Raw genomic sequence first — 24974 nt, forward strand, 5'->3', positions numbered from 1 at the left:
GCTCCTCCTCAGCGTGTCTGGCTGTCGTGAATGTCGTGATCGTGCGCGTCCTCGGCCAGCCCCACGCGTTTCTCACGGATCAGCCCGACGAAATGTCCGATGATCAGGAGCACGATGACGATGGCGAGAATGGCGGCGATGGGTCGGCTAACAAAGTCCAAAGGCGTATCGACCCGCGCCATGGCCGCCCGCAGCTTCACCTCCATGATACCGCCCAGTACCATGCCGAGCACGATCGGCACGACCGGAAGGTTCTGACGCTTGAGCACGAGGCCAAGCACACCGAACCCTGCCGCAATGGCGCAATCGATCACCGAATTGCGCAGCGAATAGACGCCCACGAAGCTGAGCGTCAGGATCATGACGCCAAGAAAGCGGGTCGGGATGCGGATGATCTGGATCAGCAGGTTCGACGCGAACAGCATGAATACGACGACCAGCACGTTAAGCAGGATCATTGCGACATAGAGCGCGTAGACGAAATCCATCTGGTTCTGGAACAGCCCCGGTCCCGGCACGACGTTGTGAACATAGAACACCGACAACATCATGGCCGTCAGTGCCTCGCCGGGTATGCCCAGCGCGAGCAGGGGGATCATTGCGGCGGCCGGAACGGCGTTGTTGGCGCTCTCTGAGGCGACGAGGCCCTCGGGCGAGCCCTTGCCGAAGGCATCCGGGTCTTTCGACGTCTTCTGCGCGTAAGTGTAGCTCAAGAACTGCGCGGTGAACTCGCCCACGCCGGGGATGATCCCCATGAGCACGCCGAACCCCCCGCCGGACGCGGCGATGCGCTTGAACTTGAACACCCCCAGGATCGCGGCCCACATGTTGCCGCTCACGCGCTGCGTGGTGGGCGCGCGCTCCGGATCGGTCAGCAGGACGAATGCTTGCGACAGGGCGAACAGACCAAGCACCACGACGATCAGATCGACGCCGGACGAAAGCCAGTCCTGCCCGAAGGTGAAGCGCTGGGTGTAGCGCACCGGCTCCAACCCCACAGTGTTGATGAGAATGCCGAAGGCGGCGAGCGACCCGGCGACCAGCGTCTGGCCGCGATGCGCGATGACGACGAGCACGATGCCAAGCAGGGCGGCGAGAAAGATTTCTCGACTGCCGAACAGCGGCGCGACCTTCGCCAGAACGGGCGACAAAAGGATCAACGCGACGATGGACAGAACCCCGCCCACGAAAGACGCGCCGTAGGCCAGACCGAGCGCGCGAAGCGCCTCGCCCCGTTTCGTCATCGGGTAGCCGTCATAGGTCGTGAGCGCATTCACGGCGGTTCCGGGGGTGTTGATGAGGATCGCCGGAAGCGAACCGCCATACATCGACGACCCGTAGATGCCGAGCAGCATCGTCAGACCGACCAGCGGTTCCAGCGCGAACGTCGCGGGCAACAAGATAGCAATGGCAACCGCCGCGCCGACACCGGGGATCGCGCCGATGACGACACCGCCGACGGAACCGATCAACAGTGCGAACAGGACGGCGGGATCGGCCAGAAGCCCTAGGCCGGAGACGAAATCACCCATGATACGCCCTCAAAGCCAAATCATCGCGAACAGGCGAAAATCACCCGCCGGTAGGAGCGAGTAGATGTCCCCCGCCGGGATCTTCACTTGCAGGAAGCCCTTGAAGATCACGACCACCGCAACCGAGAACACGGCCGCGCCCGCGAAGTACCGCCAGTTCCGGTATCCCAGCCGAAAGGTCAGTGCGGCGGTGAAGAGCAGGGTGGAGGGCAGGTATCCGATCACCGGCACGACCATGACATAGGCGATGAACCACACCGCAAATTCCAATGACCGCAACCAGTAGAGGATCTCCTGCGTGCGGCCCCGGATGCGCTCCGACACCATCGCGCCGAACAGATGAAGCCCCGAAAAGACCACCATCGCGATCACCGCGACCGTCGGCCAGAACGCAGGTTGGGCATAAAGCGCCACGCCGTCGACCCATTCGACCTGCTCGGGCATCGTTGCCAGCAGCACCAGAGCGAACACGAACGACATGAGCGATATGACGAAATCGCCGGGTCGGCGGTATCGTTTGAACAAATCCTGAAAGGTTTGAGAACGGCTCACATCTGCCCCCATCAAAAAACCCCGGCGCATGAGCGCGCCGGGGCGTCTTTTCTTACTCGGCCAACATGCCGCTGATGGTCCCGAGCGTCTCGGTGTCCTTGGCGATCTGGTCGGCTGAAGCCGCCGCGTCCTGCCAGTAAACCAGCGCGCCGGTTTCCTCGGCGAGCTTCTTCGCCGCGTCCGAATTCACGACCTTCTCGGCGATCTCCGCGATCTTGTCGCGCGCCTCCTGCGGCGTATCCTTGTGAACGAACAGGCCGTTCCAGAGCGACACGTCCAGCGAAGGCGCGATCTCGCCCACGGTCGGCGCGTCCGGGGTCAGCGGAATGCGGTCCGCGCCGATCGAAGCGAGGATATTCACCTCGTCGAGGCAGGGCAGGATCAGTTGAAGCGTCGTGTTGATCACGTCCGCATCGCCCGAAGCGAGCGTGTTGCAATCCAGTGCATCGAAGGCGGCGTCTGAGCCGAAGGAAAAGCCCTGATCCTTGGCGAGTGCCAGCGTCACCTGCGTCGGGACCAAAGGCGCGCCGAAATGGCCGAGCGCCACGTCGTTGTTCTGCGCATAGGCAGCCAATTCCTCGACGCTGCTGTAGGGAGCGTCGCCCGACGCCGCGATCACGAAGGGATACGTCAGGAAGATACCGATGGGATCGAACGGGTTCGGAGACAGCGCAGGAATGCCGACCTCGGGGCCGACGATCGGCACGGCGATCACGAACGACCCGATGGTGTAGCCATCCGCATCCGCGCTTGCGACTTCCGCAGCACCAGGGAAGGGGCCACCGCCGCCACCTGGCTTGTTCACGACCGCGGCGGGCACGCCGTAGGTCGATTGGAACTCGTCCGCGATCATGCGGGTCAGCACGTCTTCAAGGTCGCCGGGCGGGAACGGCACCACGAATTCGACGGGCTTTTCGGGGTATTCCGCTTGCGCGGCCATGGGCAGGGCGGCAGCCGTCGCGAGGACGGTGCTGGCCAGAAACTTTTTCATCACGTGTCTCCCTGTTGTAGGTTCATTATTTGAACCCGTGGTATCAAAATTCTTGCAGATAGATTCTCTTTCTGTCAACGATTGGATTCGAAAGCGGCGCAGATTCATTGCGCTTGAAACGGAAAATGCCATGGGAACGATCACCAAAGCGTTGGAGATGCTCAATTTCTTCTCACGTTCGCAGCCTGAACTGGGGTTGTCGGACTTCGTGCGCCTGTCGGGCCGTGACAAGGCGACGGTGCATCGCCACCTGACCGAATTGGCTGAAAACGGATTCGTCGAGCAGAATTCCACGACTCGCGCCTACCGACTTGGCCCCGCGATCCTGCGCCTTACGGCGGTGCGCGAGGCGACAACCCCGACGCGCTCCCTGGTGCGCCCAATCGTCGAAGCGATGGCCGAAGATGTGGGCGAACTCGTTCACTTTTCGCTTCTGCAAGGCGCTTTCTTATCCCCGATCTACCACAAGGATCCGGGGCGTCACGGCACACAGGTGCATTTCGACGAAGGCGAAGTGCTTCCTCTTCACGCCACATCATCCGGCCTCGCCGTGCTCGCATTTGCGCCCGATGCGTTGCGAAATGACGTTCTTCATGGACCGCTGACGCCGTTTACCGAAACCACGGTCACCGACCCCGGCACGTTGTCCGAGCTCATCGCGCAAACCGCGCGCACCGGCTGCGCACGGGTCGAAAAAGGGTTCGACGTCGAAGTGGCCAGCCAAGCGGTGCCGATCTTCGGGCCGGAAGGTCAGGTCACCGGCGCGCTTGCCATCGCGGTGCCCGCTGGTCGCCTGACAGCTGAAACAGAAATCCGACATGCCGACGCCTTGCGTGCGGGCATGGCCCGCATCACGGCTGCTCTTGGTGGCAGCTTTCCCGAGACCTATCCCGCCTGAACCGGAGACGAAGATGAAAGACGCCAATTTCCTCAAGGAACACAATGCACGCCACCTCTGGCACCCGATGGCGCATCCGGCGGACAGTCAAGCAAACCCGCCCGCGATCATCACCGGCGGTGAAGGGGTCGAGATCACCGATGTCGACGGGCACCGCATGGTGGATGCCGTGGGCGGCCTGTGGAACGTGAACCTCGGCTATTCCTGCCAGCCGGTGAAAGATGCCATCGCGCACCAGCTCGACCGGCTGCCCTATTACTCGATCTTCCGTGGCACCTCGAACGACAACGTGATCGAACTGGCCGAAATGCTGCGTGACTTCTTCGCCGAAGACGGCCTGACGCGCGCGTTCTACACCTCCGGCGGCTCTGACAGCGTCGAAGTCGCCCTGCGCCTCGCACGACAATACCACAAGATCCGGGGCGAAGCCGGTCGCGTGAAATATCTTTCGCTGAAGAAAGGCTATCACGGCACCCACACGCTGGGTGCGTCCGTCAACGGCAACGCCAATTTCCGCACGCAGTACGAACCGCTCATGCCCGGCTGTTTCCATGTGCCGGCACCCTACACGTACCACAATCCGTTCAACGAAACCGACCCCGAACGGCTGGCGCAGCTTTGCCTCGCCGCCATCGAAGACGAGATCAAGTTTCAGGACGCCTCCACCATTGCCGCCTTCATCATGGAGCCGGTCTTGGGTGCTGGGGGCGTCATCCCTCCGCACCATAGCTTCATGCCCGGAGTCCGTGCGCTCTGCGACAAGTACGGCATCCTTCTGATCGCGGACGAGGTCATCACCGCCTTCGGGCGCACCGGCGACTGGTCGGGCTCGCGTCATTGGGGGGTGCAGCCGGATCTCATGTCGACCGCGAAAGCGATCACCAACGGCTATTTCCCCTTCGGTGCGGTATTGATTTCCGAAAAGGTCGCGGAGGTCTTTGAAAACGACACGTCCGGCGAGGCGAATATCGGCTCGGGTTACACCTATTCAGGTCATCCTGTCGGGGCCGCCGCTGCGATCGCTTGCCTGAAGGAAACTGAACGCTTGAACGTCAAAGACAACGCCTCTGCGCGGGGCGCACAATTGTTCGAAGGGCTTCAGGATCTCGGCCGAAGATATGACGTCATCGGCGATGTGCGCGGAGGTCACGGGTTGATGTGCGCACTCGAACTCGTATCGGATCGGCAAGCCAAAACACCCATCGACAAGGCCACCATCGGAAAGATGCATCAGACCGCCTACGAGTCGGGCGCGATGCTCCGGGTTTCGGGCAACAACGTCATCTTCTCTCCTCCTCTCGTCATCGAAGCCGACCAGATCGACACGATCCTTTCTGCCGTCGACGCGGGCCTTGCCTCTATCTGACGTGAAGGCCCGTCCAAGCTTTCGAGCAGGCTTTGGTTCGCTCAATCAATTCGTCGCCTTTCGTTTGCCGCTCTTTTGAATGAGCGCGCAGAGCAGCTTCCTGCGACCGCTTGCATCCGTTTGCCCAACCGGGTTCGTGTCAGATATCTGCCGTGCGCTGCGCGTGTTGCGATGTCAATTAGTTGTTGACATTGCAACTCAGCGCGGGAATCCTGTTTCTCAAGCCGGAGCCAGAGTTCCGGCGCAGGGAGGACATCATGAAACGTACTATTTCCGGCCTTTCGGCCGCCGCTATGCTTTTGCTTGGAACCAGCCTTGGTGCCCAGGCAGATACCATCAAAGTGGGCGTGGTCGCGCCCTTTTCCGGCCCCTTCGCGCTCTACGGCAAACAATTCCAGGAAGCCATTCAGGTCTACCAGGCCGAGCATGGCACAACCGCAGGCGAGCATGAAATCGAATTCATCTACAAGGATTCGGGCGGGCCGAACCCGGATCAGGCGCGCAGTCTGACACAAGAACTGCTCATCAAGGATCGGGTCGACTATCTGGCGGGTTACGTATTCACGCCGAATGCGATGGCGGTTGCGCCGCTGCTCGATCAATCCGAGACACCGCTCGTGATCTTCAACGCCGCGACCAGCGCGATCAACGCGCAGTCGGACTACTACCTGCGCACCTCCTACACGCTGTGGCAGGTGTCGATGCCAATGGCGGAATGGGCCTATGACCAGGGGATTCGGTCGGTGGTGACTGCGGTCAGTGACTATGGCCCCGGAATCGACGCCGAGAACGCATTCGTCGCTGCATTCCAGGAGGCTGGCGGCGAGATCAAGGATTCGATCCGTATGCCGATGAGCACCACGGACTTCACCCCCTTCATCCAGTCGATCCGCGATCAGGCGCCTGACGCTCTGTTCACGTTCCTGCCCGGTGGGCCTCCGACCTTCGGCTTCACAAAGACCTACAACGAAAACGGTCTGCGCGACGAGGGAATCATGTTCCTGGGCACGGCTGAGACCGAGGAATCGAACCTTCAGGCGTTCGGGGATGCGGCAATCGGGTTGACCACGGCCTATCATTATTCCGCCGACCACGACAGCGACCTGAACCGCGCGTTCATTGCGAAGAACACCGAGATGCACCCGGATAGCGTAACCAATTGGGCGACCATCGGAGCCTATGACGGCACGCACCTGATCTACGAAATGGTTGAAGCTGCCGGCACCGATGGACCGGCCGCGATTGAGGCCGCCAAGGGACTGGAGTGGGAAAGCCCGCGTGGCCCGCTGGTCATGGACCCGGAAACGCGGACCGTCGTGCAGAACGTATATATCCGCGAAGTGGAACGCGACGAAGAAAGCGGGCTTCTGGTCAACCGCGAGAAGGGCGTGATCGCCACCGTGGGCGATCTCGGCTGGGGCAAGTAACAAACGCAGGGCACGCGGGGGAATGATATCCCGCGTGCCCGACGCGCGTGCAGGCAGGACTGAAGGGGCGGCATGTCTCTCTTTCTCAATATTCTGATCGACGGGGTCGCCTACGGCATGATCCTGTTCATGATTTCGGTCGGTCTGTCGGTGACGATGGGCCTGATGCGGGTCATCAACCTTGCTCACGGCGGGTTCGCCATGGTCGGCGGTGTCGTGGCGCACGTGCTGATGAGCGAGGCGGGCATCGGATATGTGCCGGCGGCCTTGCTCGGGATCGTGGCGACCGTGGCGCTCGCCTGGCCACTGGAGCGGTTGATCTACCGACGGATTTACGGGTTTGGAGATTTGCAGCAGGTGCTGGCGACCATAGGGCTGACCTTCCTGATGATCGCGACCGTGAACCGGCTTCAGGGTTCGTCGTTGCTCGCGTTGCCGCTGCCCACGGTGCTGGCGCAATCCGTTGATCTTGGCTTCCGCACGTTGCCCTTGCATCGGGTCATCGTGATCGGCGTGGGGGCAGTGGTGATCGTTGGCCTGTGGCTGTTGATCGAACGCACGCGCTTCGGGATCAAGCTGCGGGCTGCTGTCGATAACCGAGCGACGGCAGGGGCCATCGGGATCAACACCGGTCTGATCTACACCGCAACCTTCTGTCTGGGTGCCGGGCTTGCCGCGCTTGGCGGAATTCTGGGAGCCGAGATGTTACCCATCGAGGCCTACTACCCGCTGCGATACATGGTGCTGTTTCTCGTCGTCGTGGCGGTCGGTGGCATGGGGTCCATCGGCAGGAGTTTCCTGGCCGCGCTCGGGCTCGGATTGATCGAGACCGCGTCGCGTTATCTGGTGCCCGAGTTCGGCACGATTTTCTACTTCGCCTGCATCATCCTGTTTCTGGCGCTTCGGCCCAAAGGGCTATGGGGGAGGTTGGCATGACGCGGCTCATGCGTATTCCCTTTGCTGTCGAGGCGCTGCTGATCGCGCTCCTGGTGATCGCGTTCTTCGCATTTCCGTACAACCTCGCCTTCGTGACCCGCATTCTGATCATGGTGCTGTTCGTGCTGTCCATTGATCTGGTGTTGGGGTTTGCTGGCATCGCCACGCTGGGACAGGCGGCGCTCTACGGGACCGGCGCATATGCTGCAGGGCTCTTTGCCGTTCATGTGACAGCGGCGCCCCTGCCCGGACTTTTGATCGGCATGGTCGCCGGGGCGGCATTGGCATTCCTGTCGGGGCTTGTGCTGCTTCGGACCAAGGGTTTGACGCTCATCATGCTGACCATCGCGGTTGCGCAGATTTGTCAGGAGGTCGCCAACAAGGCACGGGACGTGACCGGCGGTGCGGACGGTCTGCGTGGTATTCGCATGGAGCCGGTGCTGGGATTGTTCGAGTTCGATTTCATCGGGATCACCGCTTATTGGTATGTCGCGATCGTCGTGTTCATCGTCTTCCTCGCGCTCAAGCGACTGGCAGCGGCGCCTTTGGGCCTGTCGCTGAGGGGAATACACGAAAGCCCTGAGCGAATGCTGGCCATCGGTGCGCCTGTCTATCGGCGTCAGGTGTTGGCCTATACTCTGGGCGGGGGCATCGCAGGCATCGCGGGCGCACTGGCAGCTCAAGTGACACAACTCGTGAGCCTCGAGGTCTATTCCTTCACCCTCTCCGCCGAAGCTCTGATCATGCTGATCCTTGGCGGGACCGGACGGCTCTGGGGGGCGATCGTGGGCGTCGTTCTGTTCATGACCGTGCACCATGTCGCGGCGAGCGCGGACCCATACAACTGGCTCTTCTTCATCGGGTTCATGGTGCTGGGCGTCGTGTTCTTCCTTCCGGGCGGGATGATCCGACTGCCACAGGCGCTCTTGCGGCTTGGGAGGCAGCGATGAGCGCGGGGTTGCAGGTCCGGGGGCTGCAAAAATCCTTTGGCGGGATCATCGTCGCCGATGACATCAATGTCGACCTCGCGCCGGGTGCTCGGGTCGCGCTGATCGGTCCCAACGGGGCGGGGAAGACGACGTTCTCCAGCCTTATCACTGGCAAACTGACGCCGAACGCGGGAGAGATCACGCTCGATGGGCAGGACATCCGCCCACTGGGCGAGGCGGATCGTGTCAAGGCGGGGATCGCCAAGACCTTTCAGATCACCACGCTGTTCCGCGACCTGACGGTGCGTGACAACCTGCGCCTTGCCGCGCAGGAGCGGGACGGACGAGCGCGGGCATGGTTCAAACGAGCCGACAGCTGGGCCGAGGTTGAACGCGAAATTGACGCGCAACTTGCCGCCTTCCGGCTGGAGGCGCTCGGCGACAAACGGGTGTCTGATCTGGCCTATGGTCAGCAACGGCTGGTGGAAATGGCGATGACGCTGATGCTGAAACCCCGTGTTCTTATACTCGACGAACCTGCCGCCGGTGTGCCGTCATCGGACAGCCATCTGATCACCGACGCGATCGAGCGGCTGCCCGATGATCTGGCCGTGCTCATCATCGAACACGACATGAAGCTCGTTTTCCGCGTCGCGCGATCCATCATCGTTCTGGTGAACGGGCGTATCCTGACCCAAGGCGCACCGAATGAGATTGCCGCCGACGAACGGGTCCGAGACCTCTACCTGGGGGCGCGCCATCATGACTGAGCCGGTTCTCAACCTGAAAGGTGTAGTGGCTGGGTACGGTGACACGACCGTGTTGCATGGCCTCGACCTGACCGTGGCGCAGGGCGAGCGCTTGGCCATAATCGGACGTAACGGGGTGGGCAAGACCACGCTTCTGGCGACCGTCATGGGGCTGACGCGGCTGCATTCCGGAACCATCTGCACGAACGGACAGGACGTGAGCGGACTGGCCGCTCACAGACGGGTCTCGGCCGGCCTCGGGCTGGTGCCCCAGACGCGCGATATCTTCCCGAGCCTTTCGGTCGAGGAAAACCTGATTGCAGGGCTACGCGAGGATGCGCGGCTCGAAGAGGCGTACGAACTGTTTCCCAGGCTCGCGGATCGGCGCACCAACGGGGGCGGGCAGCTTTCCGGCGGCGAGCAACAGATGCTCGCCATTGCGCGCACGCTTCTGGGGCGCCCTTCGCTCTTGATGCTGGACGAACCACTCGAAGGGCTGGCTCCGGTGATCTGCGACATGCTGATGGAAACGTTCGAGCGGATTGCGGCGGACGGGAAACACACGGTGCTTCTGGTCGAACAACACACCGAGCTGGCGCTGGAATTCGCCGAGCGGGTGGTCATTCTGGACGCAGGCGAGATCGTCGAGGACGCGAACACCGAGGAATTGCGCCGCGATCCGACGCGGATCGAACGGCATGTGGGCGTAGGAATGGGCGCGACGTAGCCGCCCATTACCCTTGACTTGCCGCGCGTCACAACGCAGTTCGGCACGAAACATGGCTATGGGGCCGAAGACATGGCGAAGGACGACAAGACCAGCACGGGCAAGACATGCCCCGAGGCGCGGATTTCAAGCCCGACCAAAGTGCTGGATGACGGGCACACGGTGTTGGATATCAACACCTACATCCCCTACTTCCTGTCTTCCGTAAACAACGCCCTGTCGTCGGGGGCCTCGGCTCAATACCTGCGCGACTACGGAATCGGGATCGTGGATTGGCGCGTTATTTCGATGCTCTCCATCGAACCGGGCATTCCGGCGGCACGGATCTGCAATGTCGTGTCCCTCGACAAAGGGGCCACAAGCCGATCTCTGTCGAAACTGAGCGACATGGCGCTTGTGACCTTCGAGGCGATGGAAAACGATCCGCGCCGCCGCATCTGGACGCTGAGTGAAGCGGGATACGAGATGCACGACACCATTCTTGCCGCCGCGTTGGAGCGCGAACGCCAGTTGATCGACGGAGCGGACCCCGACGATCTGGAGGCTTTCCTGCGCGTCATCCGCGTGATGCGTAGGAACGTGGACAACCTCTGACGCGCCCCTTCACTCGCCTTTGAAACGGGCCACGAGCTCGGCCGGAATCGGCGCGGATTTGATCCCGCGTTCAGGGTCTTTCACGGTCCAGACGCGGGTTTCCGTGCCTTCGACACAGATCTTGCCATCCTTGGTCAGTGTATGGGTGATGTCGAAACTCCGGTCCTTGATCTCGGAAAACGCGGTCGTGATTTCCACATCATCGCCGTATCGACAGGGCGCTTTGAACACCGCACGGGTATCGACCAGCGGGCAACCGGCGGCGCCAAAATGGGCCAGCATCTCTTGCTTCGGCCAACCTGCGGCTTCGTAGAGCATAGCGGTGCCATGATCGAACCAGCGGAAAAACTGAGGATTGAAGACGATTCCGGCAGGGTCGCAATCGCCCCATTCCACGCGGCGGGTCAGGGTGCTGGACAGCATCATTTGTTCCTCTCGTCGAAGACGCGTTTCGCCTTCATCTCGGATTTGGGGAGCGTGTTCGGCGCAACGGTCTCGACCGCGCAGCGCACCTCACACCGCGAGCGGATTTCGCGGGCCACCTGATCGGACACGTCGCTGTCGTGTTCGACCAGGACGGTCATGACGTCCAAGCCGTCGTCCTTGGTGGTGAGGCGGATCTGGAATTCGTCTCCGGTGCCGGACACGGCGCGCACGGCCTCTTCGATCTGGACGGGGAAGAACTTGATCCCCCGCAGGTTGATGAGGTCGTCCGAACGCCCCGTCATGCAGCCGAGTCCCTTCACGTGATTCCGACCACAGGCACAGGGCTCATACGACAGGCGCGTGTAATCGCCGACAAGGAACCGAAGCTGCGCCGAGCTTTCGGAATTGAGATTGGTACAGACCGAAAGCCCTTTTTCGCCAGCGGCCACGGGGTCCAGCGTGTCGGCGTCCACGGTTTCCCAGAACTGGATGTCCTCCATCAGGTGGATGAAGGGTTCATCGCCCTCCTGATATTCCGGGCAGGAGTAACCACCGCAATGGGGCGACGCTTCGGTGCAACCGTAGAACTCGACGGCTTTCGCAGCCCAGAGATCCTGCAACCGTTCGAGCGTGCCCGAGACACCCGAGAACGGCTCGCCCCCCGTGACCATCCATTTCACCGAAGTCTTTGCGGGATCCATCCCCATATCCTGCATCACGCGCCCGAGATAAAGCGCGTAGGACGGGGTGCACACCAGTACCGTAGGTTTGAACCTGTCGATGAACGAGGCGCGGGCGTGACCGTCCACGCCTCCACCGGGCACCACCGGCAGGCCCATCTTGGCCAAGGTGTATTGCACGCCCCAGGCGAACACATGCGGGCCGAAACCGACCATGGGTATCGCGCTGTCACCTTGGCGCAGCCCACCGGAGTAGAGTGCGCGGGCGTTGGCCTGTTCCCACATGGTGCGGTCGAAATGGGTATAGCGGAACACCCGCGGCGTGCCGGTCGAACCGGATGAGGAGAAAAGCATCCAGCCGCGATCGTTCCAGTCGTCATCCGAGCAGGTGGTATAGGTGCCGAAGGGCGGGTTTTCGGTCGCGTCCTCCATCATCTCCTGCTTGGTGACGATGGGCCAGTTGGCGACAAGGCTCGCGGTGTCCGTCAGATCCGTAGGCGCGACACCGAGCGTGTCGAAACGGCGGCGGTAAAAGGCGCTGTTTTCGTACAGAAACGGCGCAACTGCGGCAATTTTCTCGTTCTGAACCGCTTCGATCCGGTCGCGGGACCACGTGTCTTTGTCCGACCAGTAATCGGCGGTGAGCGGGCTCGAGCGGTCTTCGTGATATTTCGAGAGCACCGCTTTCCACGTCTTGCGCGTCTCCTCCGCGCGGGCGCTGGTATGCGTCATCTTTTCCCTCCCTAGAAAAGCCCCGGCGATGAATGCACCGCCGGGGGAACGTGGCTTAAGCGTCTTCGAGCGAGCCGCGTTTGATACCGATATCCGAGCGGTAGCTTTGCGCCGCTTTCGATATCGGACTGGGAGCGACCGTGGCGCGGATTTTCACCTGACGGTGCGGCTCGATATTGCCGGCCGAACGGTCGCCGCCGCCATCCTCGCCCCAGACCAGCACCACCTCGGTCCCGGGTTCGGCGAAGTCGAGATCGACGGACGCCAAGGACATCATCGCGCGTTCGTTGGTGGTGTAGCCAGGATAGGTAGCCATGCCGATCATGTTGCCGTCCTTGTCCTCGACACGGTCATAATGCATCCGCGCAATGGCCGAGAGCGGCATGGTGATCGGCAACGGGTTCACCTCGCCCGTGTCCTCGAGCATCGACTGCTGCACGCCCATCACGTCTTCGGCGTTCCACACCAGCGTCACCTTGCGACGGTGTTTCTTGTCAGCCATGGCTTCCAGCGCATCGCGACCGATGAAGTCGTGGTCGAACTTGATGATATGGCCGTAATTCACGTCATAGGGCGTGAGGTAGTAGTCCTCGATATTCTCGGAATAAAGCGAGCCGCCGAGCGACATCCGCATCGAAGCATTCTTCGCCGACATCCAATCGCGGTAGCCCTTGGTGCCTTGGCCGGTGTAAACGGCGGACACCGGAACCGCCCACCAGCCGGATTCGATAACGGTCGTGAAATACGCGATGGAGCCGACCATGCGAAGGCCGTATTTCTTGCCCTCTTTCATGATGAGCCGCTTCACGTCGCGGTAGTCGTCCCAAGGCCCGGAAATTTCCAGACCCGGCATACCGCCCATCGAATGGCGCATGCCGCGGGCAGTGAAGTCGCCCAGCTTGATTTCGGCGGATTTGAAGAACTTGATCTCCGGCAGAGGGCCGCCGTTCAGCTCTTCGAGCAGCTCCCATGCTTTCGGGCCTTCGACCTGGAAGCGGTAGAATTCGCGCCGTTTGCCCCGGTTCAGGGTCCACATCGGGTCGCTTTCGGTGGTTACATCGAAGTCGAGCACCTGCGCGTTGTATTCGACCCATTCGTTGGTGGCGGGGTTGCCGACCACCATGTAATCGTCTTCGCCCATCCGGTAGAGTATCGCGTCGCCGATGAGGTAGCCCTCGGGCGAGCAACAGACAAGCTGCTTGGCTGCGCCGATTTCGAAATTCTTGAAGCTGTTCACCGACAGGTACTGCGTGAAGGCGAGCGCATCTGGGCCGCGCACATGGGTCGAGTTCATGTGATAGCTCTGGTCATGCACCGCGATGGTGTTGCGCCATGCCCATTGCTCATCGCGCCATGTCGTGAACTCGGGGCGTACACCATCGCCCGGCATCATCTGGCTGTAGATCGTCAGCGCCGCTTTAGGCGCGTTCTTGAACAGGTGGTCGGTGACGTTGGGAATCGTTTCGAGAAGATCGGAGAGCGATTGCCCTTTTTCATCTTGTGCCATGGTTTCCTCCCTCTTGGCCCGGCATCGCGGCCGTGTCCGGATAGACCGACACAAGCTTGTTGCGATGTCAACGCCGTGACAATGTCGGGATCGAGTTGCAATGTCAACACGTCATTTTCCAGCCTGCGCCCCGACCGCGCGTAACAGGTCGAGAAACGCCCGCGCTGCAAAGGTCAAAGACCCGCGACGGCGGCGGTAAATGTAGAGGTCCCGCTTCCACGCGAGCGCGGGAACATCGAGTTTCCGGATCAGGCCGAGGTCCACCTGATGGGTGAGAAGCGATTCCGGCATCAAGGTGACCAGGGGCCCGGCAAGAAGCGCATTGATCGCCACGGTGAGTGAACGGGTCTGCACCGCCAACTCCGGCGCGGGTGCGGATTGGGCGTGATAGACCTCGCGCAGCTTGTAATGCGCGATGCTGTCCTCGGTGACCATGACCCAGCGATAACGCGACAAGTCCGCAAGCGTGGGACGGGCGTGATCGCACAGCGGATGGTCGCGGTTCACATAGACCTGCCACCAGTCGCTTGTGATGTATTCTTGCTCCAGATCGAACTGGCTGGTCCCCGACACCGTCCCCGCAATGGCGAGGTCGATCTTCCCAGCCAGAAGATCGTCGATCAAACGGTCCTCGATGGCGTCCGTGATCCTGAGATGGATGTTGGGATGCGCTTTGAACATCTCGTCCATGGCGCGCCGCAGAAGCGGATCGACCGCCCCTGCCACACAGCCGATCCTGAGCGTGCCCGTGGTCGCGCCCGAGATCGACCGAAGCTCTTCCAGCGCCGATCCCCAATCCGCGAGCAACAGCTCGGCGCGCGGCAGAAGCGCCTGACCATGGGGGGTAAGCGTCATGCCCAAGGGGTGCCGTTCGAACAGCTGCGCTCCCACGTTTTCCTCAAGATTGCGGATGATCCGCGATAGGGCAGGCTGCGTGATATGCAGGTGTTCGGCAGCCCGTCCGAGCGAGCGGACCTGCGCGACTGTGACGAAGGCCGAAAGGTGACGATTGTTGAGAGTCATAACGTTATTGCATGGCTTTTAACGAGATAAGCAGTTGCGCAATCAACCCGTCAAGGAAAGACTTGAGCGCATCCGGGCCAAAAACAACAGGAAACCGGAGAAAGATCGGGGCTTGATGGTCTTGCCGGCGACTTAGGAGGAGTTGCCGTCAGAACGAAAAATCATGAGTCCCACCATTGGGAGGAAAACCATGTTCAACAAACTTGCACCGGCTCTGGCCGGAGCCGTTCTGGTCGTCGCCAGTCAGACGGCAACCGCAGAGGTTGCCACGCTGCGCGTCGTCACCGCCTTTCCGCAAAACACACCACAAAACATCCCGCTGACAGGATTTGTGGACCACGTGAACGAAACCTGCACCGATAGCGTTCAGCTCGATTTCGTCGGGGGTCCCGAAGCGGTGCCCACCTTCGAACTGGGCGAAGCCGTGCGGCGCGGTGTCGTGGATGTGGGATACAGTTCGCAGTCGTTCTACGCCTCGATCGTACCCGAAGCCGCCGCGATCAAGCTGTCCACCAACACCGTCGCCGAACAGCGCGAGAACGGTGGCCACGAGCTGTTGAACCAGATCCACCAGGAACGGATGAACGCGGTCTATCTCGCACGGACTCACGAGGACGTGCCGTTCTACCTGTATCTGACCGAGGAGGCCGATCCGCTCGACCTCTCCGGCAAGAGCCTGCGGATCGCCCCCGTCTACCGCGCCTTCTTCGATACGCTCGGCGCGCAACTCGTCCAGACTCCTCCGTCGGAGATGTACACTGCGGTCGAACGCGGTGTCGTTCAGGGGCTTGGCTGGACGAGCCTGGGCATCTTCGATTTCGGACTTCAAGAGCATCTGAAATACCGGGTCGAACCTGGCTTTTACCTGTCGGACGGCAACGTGCTGGTGAACCTGGACAAGTGGAACGGCCTGTCCGAAGCCGCGCAATCCTGTCTGAACGAAGCTGCCGTCTGGATCGAAGGTCAGGGGCAGGAGATGGCGGACCTGTCCGTGGAGGACCTTGCCAGACAGGCCGAAGCCGGGATCGAGGCCCTGGAATTGACAGGCGAGGAGCGGGACGAGTTTCTGCGCCGCGCGTCTGACGCAGGCTGGGCGGAAATCGAAGAGCTCGCACCCGACAACGCCGCAAAGCTGAAAGAGCTTCTTGCTCCTGAGAGCGCCAGCTAAACCGTGGCGGTGTTTCTGCGTATCTTCGATGCCGTGCTGAAAGGTGCGGCCATGATTGGCGCGGCGCTCATTGCCCTCACCGTGGTGACCACGGTGGGGGATGTGATCGCCCGTCAGATCGGATCGAAGCTGTTTTACTGGCAGGTCGATTTCGTCGAACTTGCGCTGATGGGGTCGGCATTTCTGATTGCGCCGTGGCTCCTGTCGCTCGGCGCCCACGTGCGCGTGGATGTGGCTGTGACAATGCTGCCCATGCGGATGGGCGCGGCATTGAACCGTATCGCCAATCTGCTCGGCACCCTCATCTGCGCGGTTCTTGCTGTCTACGCATGGCAGGAGGTTACAGGCTCGGCCACACGCGGGAGCCTGATGATCCGCAGTTTCGTCATTCCCGAATGGTGGGTGCTGACCGTCGCACCCTTCGCCTTCGTCACCCTGACCGTCGAATTCGCGCTGCGCACGCTGGGCGTGCGAGACAGGCGCGAAACCGTGGGGATTTGACCATGGAATGGTATTGGGCGCTTTCGCTTCTCGTCGGGCTGGTCGTGTTCCTGATGGTCATCGGGCTTCCGGTCGCCTTCGTGTTCCTCGGTGTGAATGTTGTCGGAGCCTACCTGTTTCTCGGCGGCACGATGGGGTTGGGGCAGGTGGTGCGCAACGGCGTGCAATCGCTTCAGAACTACTCGCTCGCGCCCATACCCATGTTCATTCTCATGGGCGAACTCATGCTCCATTCCGGCATGGCAGGGGCCGCGATCCATGCGGTCGAGCGGCTGATCCGAAAGGTGCCCGGACGGATGCCGATTGTCTCGGTCGTGGCGGGTACGCTTTTTGCCGCTCTGTCGGGGTCGTCTATGGCGAACACGGCGATGCTGGGAAGCTCACTCTTGCCGCAGATGTTGAAGTCCGGCTATGCCCCGCGGCTGGCCATCGGCCCGATGGTGGCGGTCGGCGGGATCGCCATCCTCATTCCGCCGTCTGCCTTGGCGGTGCTTCTGGGGTCGCTCGCCAAGATCTCGATCGCCGCGTTGTTGGTGGCGGGGATTGTCCCAGCGCTCATCATGGCGGTGCTCTTTGTCGGATACATCCTGATCCGTGCCCTGGCCGGCGACGACGTGAAGGAGGACGTGGCGCCGGACGGGGGTGGCTTCTTCCAACGCGCCTGGCCGTTCCTGCGCGACGTGTTGCCGCTGTTTCTGATTTTTGTGGCCGTGGTCGGGAGCCTACTGGCGGGAATCGCCACACCAACCGAAAGCGCCGCCATCGGTGTGGCCGCGACGGTGATCGCCGGCCTCGCCTATCGCCGTCTGAGCATTGGCGTGATCGGCAAGACGATGATGGAGACCGCCAAGATCTCGGCAATGATCCTGTTCATTATCGTTGGGTCGATTACCTTCTCGCAGATCCTCGCCTTTTCCGGCGCGGCGTCTGGCCTGCTGTCGGTCATAACCGCATTCGAACTCACGCCGCTCGAAGTCATCCTTCTGGTGCTGGTCGTCCTGCTGCTTCTGGGCTGCTTCATCGACCAGGTGTCCATGATGATGATTACGCTGCCGTTCTTTCTGCCGCTGGCAAATTCGGTCGGGGTCGATCTCATCTGGCTGGGGCTGGTGTATCTTCTGAGCCTCGAGATCGCGCTCATCACGCCACCCTTCGGGCTCCTGCTTTTCGTGATGAAAGGCGTGGCACCGAAAGAGATATCCTTCGGCACCATAACCATGGCAACGCTTCCGTTCCTCGGCATTCAAATGGCGGTCCTGGTGCTGATCGTGATCTGGCCCGAGATCGCGCTGTGGCTACCCAAGCTGCTCCTCGCAAACTGACGAATTAGAGACTGATATGGCTGAACGTTCCTTCGCAAAAGAAGTCCAGGACCTGTGGATCGGGGAAGGCGAGACCTTTCGCGGTGAGGGGATTCTCGGCATCACCAAGGCGCTCTTGGAGTGCGGTGTGGGATATGTGGGCGGCTATCAGGGTGCGCCGATTTCACACCTGATGGATGTGCTGGCGGATGCGCAGGACATTCTTGGCGAGCTTGACGTTCGGTTCGAGGCCAACGCATCCGAAGCCGCCGCGACCGCGATGCTCGCCGCCAGCGTGCACTACCCGATCCGCGGCGCCGTGGCGTTCAAGGGGCCAGTCGGGGTGAACGTGGCCTCGGATGCCCTGGCCAACCTGGCGTCGGGCGGGGTCACCGGTGGGGCGATGTTGATCGTGGGCGAGGATTACGGCGAAGGCTCGGCCATCATGCAGGAACGCAGCCATGCCTTCGCAATGAAGTCGCAGGTCTGGCTTCTGGATCCGCGCCCAAATCTGGTGTCCATGACCAAGGCGGTGCGCGACGGTTTCGAACTGTCGGAGGCCACCAATACCCCCGTCATACTGGAACTCCGCATCCGCGCCTGTCACGTCCACGGCACGTTCGAGGCCCGGGACAACCAACGCCCGCCCTTGTCCGTGCGCGAGGCACTGTCGGCCCCGCGCCGCGATCCCAGCCGCCTGGCCCTGCCCCCGTTCGCCTATGCGCATGAACATGAAAAAGTCGAAAGCCGCTGGCCACGTGCGATCGAGCACATCATGGACAACGGGCTGAACGAGCGCATGGGACCAAAAAACGCCAAGATCGGCGTGGTGGTGCAGGGCGGTCTCTATAACACCCTGAACCGCGCGTTGGAGCGTCTGGAACTGGCCGATGCCTATGGCAATTCGGACGTGGAAATCTACTGCCTCAACGTGACCTATCCCTTGGCCGAGCCGGAGTTTCTGCGGTTCTGCGAAGGCAAGGACGCGGTGCTGGTGGTCGAGGAAGGCCAGCCCAATTACATCGAACAGGCGCTCGGCGGGATGCTGCATCGAAGCGACCTGCCAACACGCGCCTATGGCAAAGGCTACCTGCCAATGGCCGGGGAGTATCAGGCGCCTGTGATGTTGGAGGGTCTGCGCGGGTTCCTCGCCGATCATGCGCCCGACATGCTCTCGCCCGCGCTTCGTGCGCCGAACCGGAGCGAAACCGAAGTGCCGGAGATTGCCGACGCGGTGCCCGCCCGCCCGCCGGGGTTCTGCACGGGGTGCCCCGAGCGTCCGATTTTCGCAGGGATGAAGCTGATCGACGAGGAAATCGGCCCGCACCAGATCGCCTGCGACATCGGCTGTCATCTGTTCTCCGTCCTGCCGCCCTTCGATCTTGGCGGCACCACGATGGGGTTCGGTCTCGGCCCTGCCTCCAATGCCGCCTTCGATGGCGGCGGCGAACGCAGGGCGATCTCGGTGATGGGCGACGGGGGGTTTTGGCACAACGGGCTTGCTTCGTCCGTGGGCAACGCCGTGTTCAACAAGTCCGACAACGTGATCGTCATCGTCGACAATTACTATGCCGCGGCGACAGGGGGGCAGGACATTCCCTCGTCCCGCTCGAAGAACCCGACCAAACAGACCGGCAATTCCATTGAAGGGGCCGTGCGCGGAATCGGCGTCAACTGGGTTCGCACCATTGACCGTACCTATGACGTCGCCAAGGTGCGCGACACATTGCGCGAGGCGCTGACCACCGATGCCGAAGGCCCCAAGGTCATCATCGCCTCGTCCGAATGCATGCTCAACCGTCAGCGCCGTGAGCGGCCCGAAAAGGCAAGGGCGATTGCCGAGGGGCGACGGGTCCTGCGCCCGAAATTCGGGGTGGATGAAGATGTCTGCACCGGCGACCACGCCTGTATGCGGCTATCGGGCTGTCCGTCTCTGACACTCAAGGAACTGGACGATCCACTGCGCGATGATCCGGTCGCGTCGATTGACGAAAGCTGCGTGGGCTGCGGCAATTGTGGCGAGGTGGCGGATGCCGCCGTGCTGTGCCCATCGTTCTATCAAGCCGACGTCATCGAGAATCCGGGCCGGTGGGAAGCCGCGCGCGACCGCATGACACGCCGGATCATCGTTTGGCTGCAGAACCGCCGCGCCGCCAAGCGGCTGATGTTCGAGGAGGTCGCGGCATGAACGATCAATTCATCCTGCCCGTAGGCAGCTTTACCCACGCCGAGGGGTTGTTGAAACTCTCGGTTCATGCCGTCGGCGGACAAGGCGGGGGTGTGCTGACCAACTGGATCGTCGCCTTGGCCGAAGCCAACGGATACTACGCGCAATCCACGTCCGTGCCGGGTCTGGCCCAACGGACCGGTTCCACGATTTACTATGTCGAGATGATGCCCGCGACCGAAACCACCCCGGTGCTGGCCCTGATGCCCGCGCCGGGAGACGTGGATGTGGTCGTGGCGTCCGAGATGATGGAAGCGGGGCGCGCGGTCGAGCGCGGGTTCGTCTCGGCCGGCCGTACCACGGTCATCACCTCGACCCATAGGGTCTATGCCACCTCTGAAAAGCTTATCCCGGGTGACGGTCGGGCCGACAGAGAACGTGTGCTCGAGCTGACCCGCGCGTCCGCGAAACGTACGGTTGCCTTTGACATGCACGACTTTGCCAAACGGTCGAAAAGCCATGTCTCGGCCAGCCTTTTCGGCGCGCTTGCCGGTTCTGGAGCACTGCCCTTTCCGGTTGAGAGCTACGTGTCCGTGATCGAAGCGTCAGGGCGCGGGGTCGCGGCGTCGCTCGATGCCTTTCACAAGGCGCGGGAGGCGGCGCAAACCGGTGTAGACGAGGCCGCGAACGCGCCTGTGGCCAAACGCGCGGAAGTGCGTGGACCCGAGAAAAAACGCGCCGAATGGCAGCGGCTTCTGACGCGCGTCGAGGCTCTTCCTGGGCCGGTTGCCGAAATGGCCAAGGCCGGACTGCGCAAAGTGGCCGAGTTTCAGGACGAACGACTTGCAGGCGACTACCTGACCACCGTCGAAGAGGCCGTAGCGGGCGATGATGCGGATCATATGTGGCTCTATTCCACCACGTTTGCCAAGTATCTTGCGAACGCACTGTGTTACGACGACCTGATCCGCGTCGCGGACCTCAAGACCCGCGCGGCGCGGTTCGCCCGTGTGCGCGACCATGCGGATCCGAGTGACACTGCCCTTCTACGCACGACCGAATACATGCACCCCCGCGCCGAGGAAGTGGTCGGGATGTTCCCTGCTGCACTAGGCCGCAAGGTCGAAGCGTCGCCAAAGCTCTTCGCGTGGATCGACCGGCGGGTGAACAAGGGGCGGCGCTATCGCAGCGACGGGATCGTTGCATTTGTCGCGCTCTATATGCTTGGCGGGTTGAAGCCTATCCGGCGCTTCACGCTACGGGACGCACAGGAGCGGGAACACCGCGAGGCGTGGCTCTCCTATGCCCGCCACCTGCTGCCACGCGACTATGATTTGGCGGTCGAGGTCCTCGCCTGTCGGCGATTGATCAAGGGCTATTCTGACACCCATGCTCGGGGACTATCCAAGTTCGATCTGGCCATGCAGGGCGCGCGCAAGCTCGAGGGTCGTGCGGACGCCGCCGAATGGCTGCGCCGGCTCCGCACCGCAGCCCTGTCGGACCCTTCAGACCAACCTCTGCGCGATGCGCTTAAAACCGTGGACAGTTTTCTCGACGCCGGTTGAGCGTCGCAGGACACGACGGAGCAAACGACAGGTCGTTTTTCTCTTCGCCTAGAGCGGCGAGACCCCCATGCAGGGCCGGTCAGGCATCGTTCCGGGCAGTCGAATTTCGCCCGAGGCGAGAAAGCGAGACCGATAGCACGAAAAGAATTGCGGTGATGCAGACTATGGTTGGACCGGTCGGCGTATCGAAATGGTAAGACGCCCGAATGCCGCCGAAAACGGACCCCGCACCGATCGCAGCGGCCAGAATCGCCATGACCTCGGGGGTGCGGCTGAAGGATCGCGCGGTTGCTGCAGGGATGATCAACATCGCCGTGATAAGAAGCGCGCCGACCACCTTGATCGCCACCGCGACGACGATGGCGAGCGCGATGGTCAGCACCAGTTGCTCGCGTTTCGGGTCGACACCTTCGGCGTAGGCAAGGTCGGGGTTCAGAGTTCCGGTCAGGAGCGCGGACCAGCGCCACACCACGAGTCCCACGACGATCGCCGCACCACCCCAGATCACCGCAAGGTCATCGGGCATGACGGCAAGGATGTCCCCGAAAAGATAAGCCATGAGATCGATGCGGATACCCGACAAGAACGATGCCGCCACCAGCCCGAAAGCGAGAGCGGAATGGGCGAGCACGCCCAGCATCGTGTCCATCGCGAAGCCCCGCCCGGTCAAAGATGAAACGGTGAGCGCCATGGCGAGAGACACGACCAGCACACCGGCGAAAATCGACACCGAGAAGGTGAGCGACAGCGCGACACCCAGGATCGCGGCATGAGCCGTAGCGTCCCCGAAATAGGCCATGCGCCGCCAGACGACGAAACAGCCCAGCGGTGCCGCGGCCAGGGCGACACCGACGCCCGCAAGGATCGCGCGGATCATGAAATCGTCCAGAAAGCTCACTCGGCAGCCTCGTGTGTGTGGTTATGATCGTGATGATGGGCATAGAGCGCGAGCGCGCCTTTCGTGCCTTCGCCGAATAGCGCACGGTATTCGGGCGCACTGGCCACGTGACTGGGCTCGCCCTCGCAGCAGATATGGCCGTTGAGGCATATCACCCGGTCGCTCGCGCTCATCACGACATGAAGATCGTGGCTCACCATGAGAACGCCGCAGCCCATGTCCTGCCGAACCTGTTCGATCTGGCGATAAAACGACGCGGTTCCAGGTTGATCGAGCCCCGCCGTCGCCTCGTCGAGGATCAGAAGCTCGGGACGACCGAGCAACGCACGGGCCAGCATCACCCGTTGGAACTGTCCGCCCGAAAGCTCGGACATCTGGCGGTTTGCCAGCGTCGGAATACCTGCTTGCTCCAGTGCATCGGAAACATCCGCCCGACTCACCTTGCGCCTCAGACGCATCATCCGGGACACCGTCATCGGCAGCGTCGGGTCGAGTTGAAGCCGCTGCGGCACGTAGCCGATCCGCAATCCCTGCTTGCGGATCACCTCGCCCTCATCGACGGGCAGCGCACCGACGAGAATGCGCAGAAGCGTGGATTTCCCGGACCCGTTCGGACCGACGACTGTCACGATCTCGCCCGGTTCCATCGAAAGCGTCACGTGACCCAGAATCCGGTTTCCGCCGAAACTGATGCCCACGCCTTTCATCTGGAACAGGTTCATTGCGCGCGCTCCGCCTCGGCGCAGGCCGGGCAGACGCCGAAAGCCTCGACCACGGTCTGTTCGATCTGAAAGCCCGCATCACGCGCGGCGGCACCAAGCAAACCCCTGGACGGTGCCGCGACGGCTTCCGCGACCGACCCACAGACCCGACAGATCATGAAAGCGGGAGAATGTGCATGGCGCGGATCGGCACAGGCAATATAGGCGTTCAGCCGCTCGATCTTGTGCGCGAATCCGTGGGTCACGAGAAAATCGAGCGCACGATAGGCAACCGGGGGCTGTGCCGCCCGCCCCTCGTTCTTCAACCGGTCAAGGATTTCATAGGCACCGAGAGCCTTGTGATCGTCCAGCAGTATTTCCAGAACCCGCCTGCGTATCTCCGTGAACCTGAGTTCGTGTTCCGCGCAATGCTGTTCGGCATCCGCCAGCGTTTCGGCGACACAGGTGGTGTGATCATGATCCGTGAAACCCACAGCAGGAATCGTCATGTCTTGCATCTCCACTTCTTCGGGTTGCAACGTAATAATATATCATCTATCTGTCCAGAATGTTATAATCTAACATGGAGCATCCCATGACAAGAAGCCTCATTCTCGGGACTGTGTCGGTCCTCGGCCTCAACACCGCGGCCAATGCAGACGTTCCTGTTGTCGTCGCCGACATTCCCCCTGTGCACTCGCTCGTGGCGAAAGTGATGGATGGCGTAGGTTCGCCGGTTTTGCTTGTCCAGCCTGGAGCATCACCGCACGGCTACTCTCTGAGGCCTTCCGAAGCCGCTTCGCTGGATAAGGCAGACGTGGTGTTCTGGATCGGCGAAGGGCTGGAACCCTGGCTCGAAGGCCCGCTGGAAGCTCTCGCAGCCAATGCGCAGAAGGTCGAGCTTGCCGAAGTCGACGGCGCAATCGAACTTCCTTTCCGCGAAGGCGCGACGTTCGAAAAACACAGCCAAGACCACGACGAAGAGGGCCATGACGATCATCATGACGATCATGCCGAAGAAGGTCACGACGACCATGACCACAGTGGTTCCGACCCCCACGCGTGGCTCGATCCCGAGAACGCCCGCGTCTGGCTGTCGGTCATCGCCGCGGAGCTGTCCGAGCACGACCCGGGCAATGCCGACACCTACCGAGCCAATGCCGAAGCAGGCCGCGCAGAGCTTTCCGCGTTAATTGACCGGATTTCGGGTGAGTTAGAGCCTTTTCGGGATACCAACTTCATCGTTTTTCACGACGCCTACCAGTATTTCGAGAACCGTTTCGATATCCCGGCGGCAGGCTCGATCACGCTGGGTGACGCGACTGATCCCGGCCCCGCACGAATCGAAGAGGTTCACGACAAGATCAAGGAACTCGGTGCCACCTGTGCCTTCGCGGAACCGCAGTTCAACCGGGATCTCGTTGAGACGGTGTTTAGGGGAGCGGATGCCAAAATCGGCATCATGGATCCGCTCGGCACCGAGCTGGAACTCGGCCCGAACCTTTACCCTCAGCTGATCGCGAACCTGTCGGCAACCTTTGCCGGCTGCCTCGAGTGACCCATTCCGGAGCGTCGGATGGCCGGCGCTCCCTCTTGTGCACGTG

At 61.8% G+C, this 24974-nt stretch carries 24 protein-coding genes; 14 read left to right on the plus strand and 10 right to left on the minus strand.

Annotated elements, in window-relative coordinates:
* Window positions 1-8: 8 nt before the first annotated feature.
* Genes KJP28_RS13835 through KJP28_RS13845 form a run of 3 tightly spaced genes read right to left on the minus strand, consistent with a single transcriptional unit; the run spans window position 9 to window position 3075 of the window.
* Window positions 9-1532 (minus strand): tripartite tricarboxylate transporter permease, encoded by a 1524-nt coding sequence (locus tag KJP28_RS13835; RefSeq protein ID WP_218393206.1) that lies wholly within the window; start codon window positions 1530-1532, stop codon window positions 9-11.
* Window positions 1533-1541: 9 nt separating this feature from the next.
* Window positions 1542-2084 (minus strand): tripartite tricarboxylate transporter TctB family protein, encoded by a 543-nt coding sequence (locus tag KJP28_RS13840; protein ID WP_218393207.1) that lies wholly within the window; start codon window positions 2082-2084, stop codon window positions 1542-1544.
* A 52-nt stretch (window positions 2085-2136) separates the two neighbouring features.
* Complete coding sequence (locus KJP28_RS13845; protein ID WP_218393208.1) at window positions 2137-3075, minus strand: tripartite tricarboxylate transporter substrate-binding protein; 939 nt, start codon at window positions 3073-3075, stop codon at window positions 2137-2139.
* A 130-nt stretch (window positions 3076-3205) separates the two neighbouring features.
* Here KJP28_RS13845 and KJP28_RS13850 point away from each other — a divergent pair, with 130 nt between their 5' ends.
* The 8 genes from KJP28_RS13850 to KJP28_RS13885 all read left to right on the plus strand — a co-directional run bounded on the left by KJP28_RS13850 (window position 3206) and on the right by KJP28_RS13885 (window position 10701).
* Window positions 3206-3973, plus strand: coding sequence for an IclR family transcriptional regulator (locus tag KJP28_RS13850; RefSeq protein ID WP_218393209.1), 768 nt, complete (start codon window positions 3206-3208; stop codon window positions 3971-3973).
* A gap of 13 nt (window positions 3974-3986) precedes the next feature.
* A complete protein-coding gene (locus KJP28_RS13855) occupies window positions 3987-5339 on the plus strand; it encodes an aminotransferase class III-fold pyridoxal phosphate-dependent enzyme (RefSeq protein ID WP_218393210.1) in 1353 nt (450 codons plus the stop codon).
* A 257-nt stretch (window positions 5340-5596) separates the two neighbouring features.
* Entirely contained in the window at window positions 5597-6766 is a 1170-nt protein-coding gene (locus KJP28_RS13860) for an ABC transporter substrate-binding protein (protein WP_218393211.1), read from the plus strand.
* Between the two features lie 72 nt (window positions 6767-6838).
* Window positions 6839-7702, plus strand: coding sequence for a branched-chain amino acid ABC transporter permease (locus KJP28_RS13865; protein ID WP_218393212.1), 864 nt, complete (start codon window positions 6839-6841; stop codon window positions 7700-7702).
* Entirely contained in the window at window positions 7699-8652 is a 954-nt protein-coding gene (locus tag KJP28_RS13870) for a branched-chain amino acid ABC transporter permease (RefSeq protein WP_218393213.1), read from the plus strand. The genes KJP28_RS13865 and KJP28_RS13870 overlap by 4 nt, the downstream gene beginning before the upstream one ends.
* A complete protein-coding gene (locus KJP28_RS13875) occupies window positions 8649-9401 on the plus strand; it encodes an ABC transporter ATP-binding protein (protein ID WP_218393214.1) in 753 nt (250 codons plus the stop codon). Before KJP28_RS13870 ends, KJP28_RS13875 begins: the two co-directional genes overlap by 4 nt.
* Window positions 9394-10107 carry an ABC transporter ATP-binding protein gene (locus KJP28_RS13880; RefSeq protein WP_218393215.1) on the plus strand — a complete coding sequence of 238 codons (714 nt, stop codon included), beginning with the start codon at window positions 9394-9396 and terminating at the stop codon, window positions 10105-10107. The genes KJP28_RS13875 and KJP28_RS13880 overlap by 8 nt, the downstream gene beginning before the upstream one ends.
* An 18-nt stretch (window positions 10108-10125) precedes the next feature.
* Complete coding sequence (locus KJP28_RS13885) at window positions 10126-10701, plus strand: MarR family winged helix-turn-helix transcriptional regulator (RefSeq protein ID WP_255552395.1); 576 nt, start codon at window positions 10126-10128, stop codon at window positions 10699-10701.
* A gap of 9 nt (window positions 10702-10710) precedes the next feature.
* On the opposite strand, the gene KJP28_RS13890 is transcribed toward KJP28_RS13885, so the two are convergent.
* The 4 genes from KJP28_RS13890 to KJP28_RS13905 all read right to left on the minus strand — a co-directional run bounded on the left by KJP28_RS13890 (window position 10711) and on the right by KJP28_RS13905 (window position 15069).
* Entirely contained in the window at window positions 10711-11127 is a 417-nt protein-coding gene (locus KJP28_RS13890; RefSeq protein WP_218393216.1) for an acyl-CoA thioesterase, read from the minus strand.
* Complete coding sequence (locus KJP28_RS13895; RefSeq protein ID WP_218393217.1) at window positions 11124-12539, minus strand: phenylacetate--CoA ligase family protein; 1416 nt, start codon at window positions 12537-12539, stop codon at window positions 11124-11126. Before KJP28_RS13895 ends, KJP28_RS13890 begins: the two co-directional genes overlap by 4 nt.
* Before the next feature lie 55 nt (window positions 12540-12594).
* Window positions 12595-14046 (minus strand): aminomethyl transferase family protein, encoded by a 1452-nt coding sequence (locus tag KJP28_RS13900; protein ID WP_218393218.1) that lies wholly within the window; start codon window positions 14044-14046, stop codon window positions 12595-12597.
* A gap of 111 nt (window positions 14047-14157) precedes the next feature.
* Window positions 14158-15069, minus strand: coding sequence for a LysR family transcriptional regulator (locus tag KJP28_RS13905; protein ID WP_218393219.1), 912 nt, complete (start codon window positions 15067-15069; stop codon window positions 14158-14160).
* A 190-nt stretch (window positions 15070-15259) separates the two neighbouring features.
* Here KJP28_RS13905 and dctP point away from each other — a divergent pair, with 190 nt between their 5' ends.
* From dctP to KJP28_RS13930, 5 genes are read left to right on the plus strand one after another with little or no spacing between them, the layout of a single operon-like run.
* A complete protein-coding gene (gene dctP / locus KJP28_RS13910) occupies window positions 15260-16237 on the plus strand; it encodes a TRAP transporter substrate-binding protein DctP (protein WP_218393220.1) in 978 nt (325 codons plus the stop codon).
* A 3-nt stretch (window positions 16238-16240) separates the two neighbouring features.
* Complete coding sequence (locus tag KJP28_RS13915; RefSeq protein WP_218393221.1) at window positions 16241-16738, plus strand: TRAP transporter small permease; 498 nt, start codon at window positions 16241-16243, stop codon at window positions 16736-16738.
* A gap of 2 nt (window positions 16739-16740) precedes the next feature.
* Window positions 16741-18060 carry a TRAP transporter large permease gene (locus KJP28_RS13920; RefSeq protein WP_218393222.1) on the plus strand — a complete coding sequence of 440 codons (1320 nt, stop codon included), beginning with the start codon at window positions 16741-16743 and terminating at the stop codon, window positions 18058-18060.
* A 16-nt stretch (window positions 18061-18076) separates the two neighbouring features.
* On the plus strand, window positions 18077-20227 hold the full coding sequence (locus KJP28_RS13925; RefSeq protein WP_218393223.1) for a thiamine pyrophosphate-dependent enzyme: 2151 nt from the start codon (window positions 18077-18079) through the stop codon (window positions 20225-20227).
* Window positions 20224-21771, plus strand: coding sequence for an indolepyruvate oxidoreductase subunit beta family protein (locus KJP28_RS13930; protein ID WP_218393224.1), 1548 nt, complete (start codon window positions 20224-20226; stop codon window positions 21769-21771). The genes KJP28_RS13925 and KJP28_RS13930 overlap by 4 nt, the downstream gene beginning before the upstream one ends.
* 79 nt (window positions 21772-21850) lie before the next feature.
* Here KJP28_RS13930 and KJP28_RS13935 read toward each other — a convergent pair whose 3' ends face one another.
* The 3 genes from KJP28_RS13935 to KJP28_RS13945 are packed head-to-tail and all read right to left on the minus strand — an operon-like array spanning window position 21851 to window position 23879.
* Window positions 21851-22648, minus strand: a complete 798-nt coding sequence (locus KJP28_RS13935) for a metal ABC transporter permease (RefSeq protein WP_218393461.1) — start codon at window positions 22646-22648, stop codon at window positions 21851-21853.
* A gap of 17 nt (window positions 22649-22665) precedes the next feature.
* On the minus strand, window positions 22666-23391 hold the full coding sequence (locus KJP28_RS13940) for an ATP-binding cassette domain-containing protein (RefSeq protein WP_218393225.1): 726 nt from the start codon (window positions 23389-23391) through the stop codon (window positions 22666-22668).
* Window positions 23388-23879 carry a Fur family transcriptional regulator gene (locus KJP28_RS13945; protein ID WP_255552396.1) on the minus strand — a complete coding sequence of 164 codons (492 nt, stop codon included), beginning with the start codon at window positions 23877-23879 and terminating at the stop codon, window positions 23388-23390. The genes KJP28_RS13940 and KJP28_RS13945 overlap by 4 nt, the downstream gene beginning before the upstream one ends.
* Before the next feature lie 86 nt (window positions 23880-23965).
* Here KJP28_RS13945 and KJP28_RS13950 point away from each other — a divergent pair, with 86 nt between their 5' ends.
* A complete protein-coding gene (locus KJP28_RS13950; RefSeq protein ID WP_218393227.1) occupies window positions 23966-24928 on the plus strand; it encodes a zinc ABC transporter substrate-binding protein in 963 nt (320 codons plus the stop codon).
* Window positions 24929-24974 lie beyond the last annotated feature (46 nt).

It is taken from the genome of Maritimibacter dapengensis (assembly GCF_019218265.1).
GTDB lineage: Bacteria > Pseudomonadota > Alphaproteobacteria > Rhodobacterales > Rhodobacteraceae > Maritimibacter > Maritimibacter dapengensis.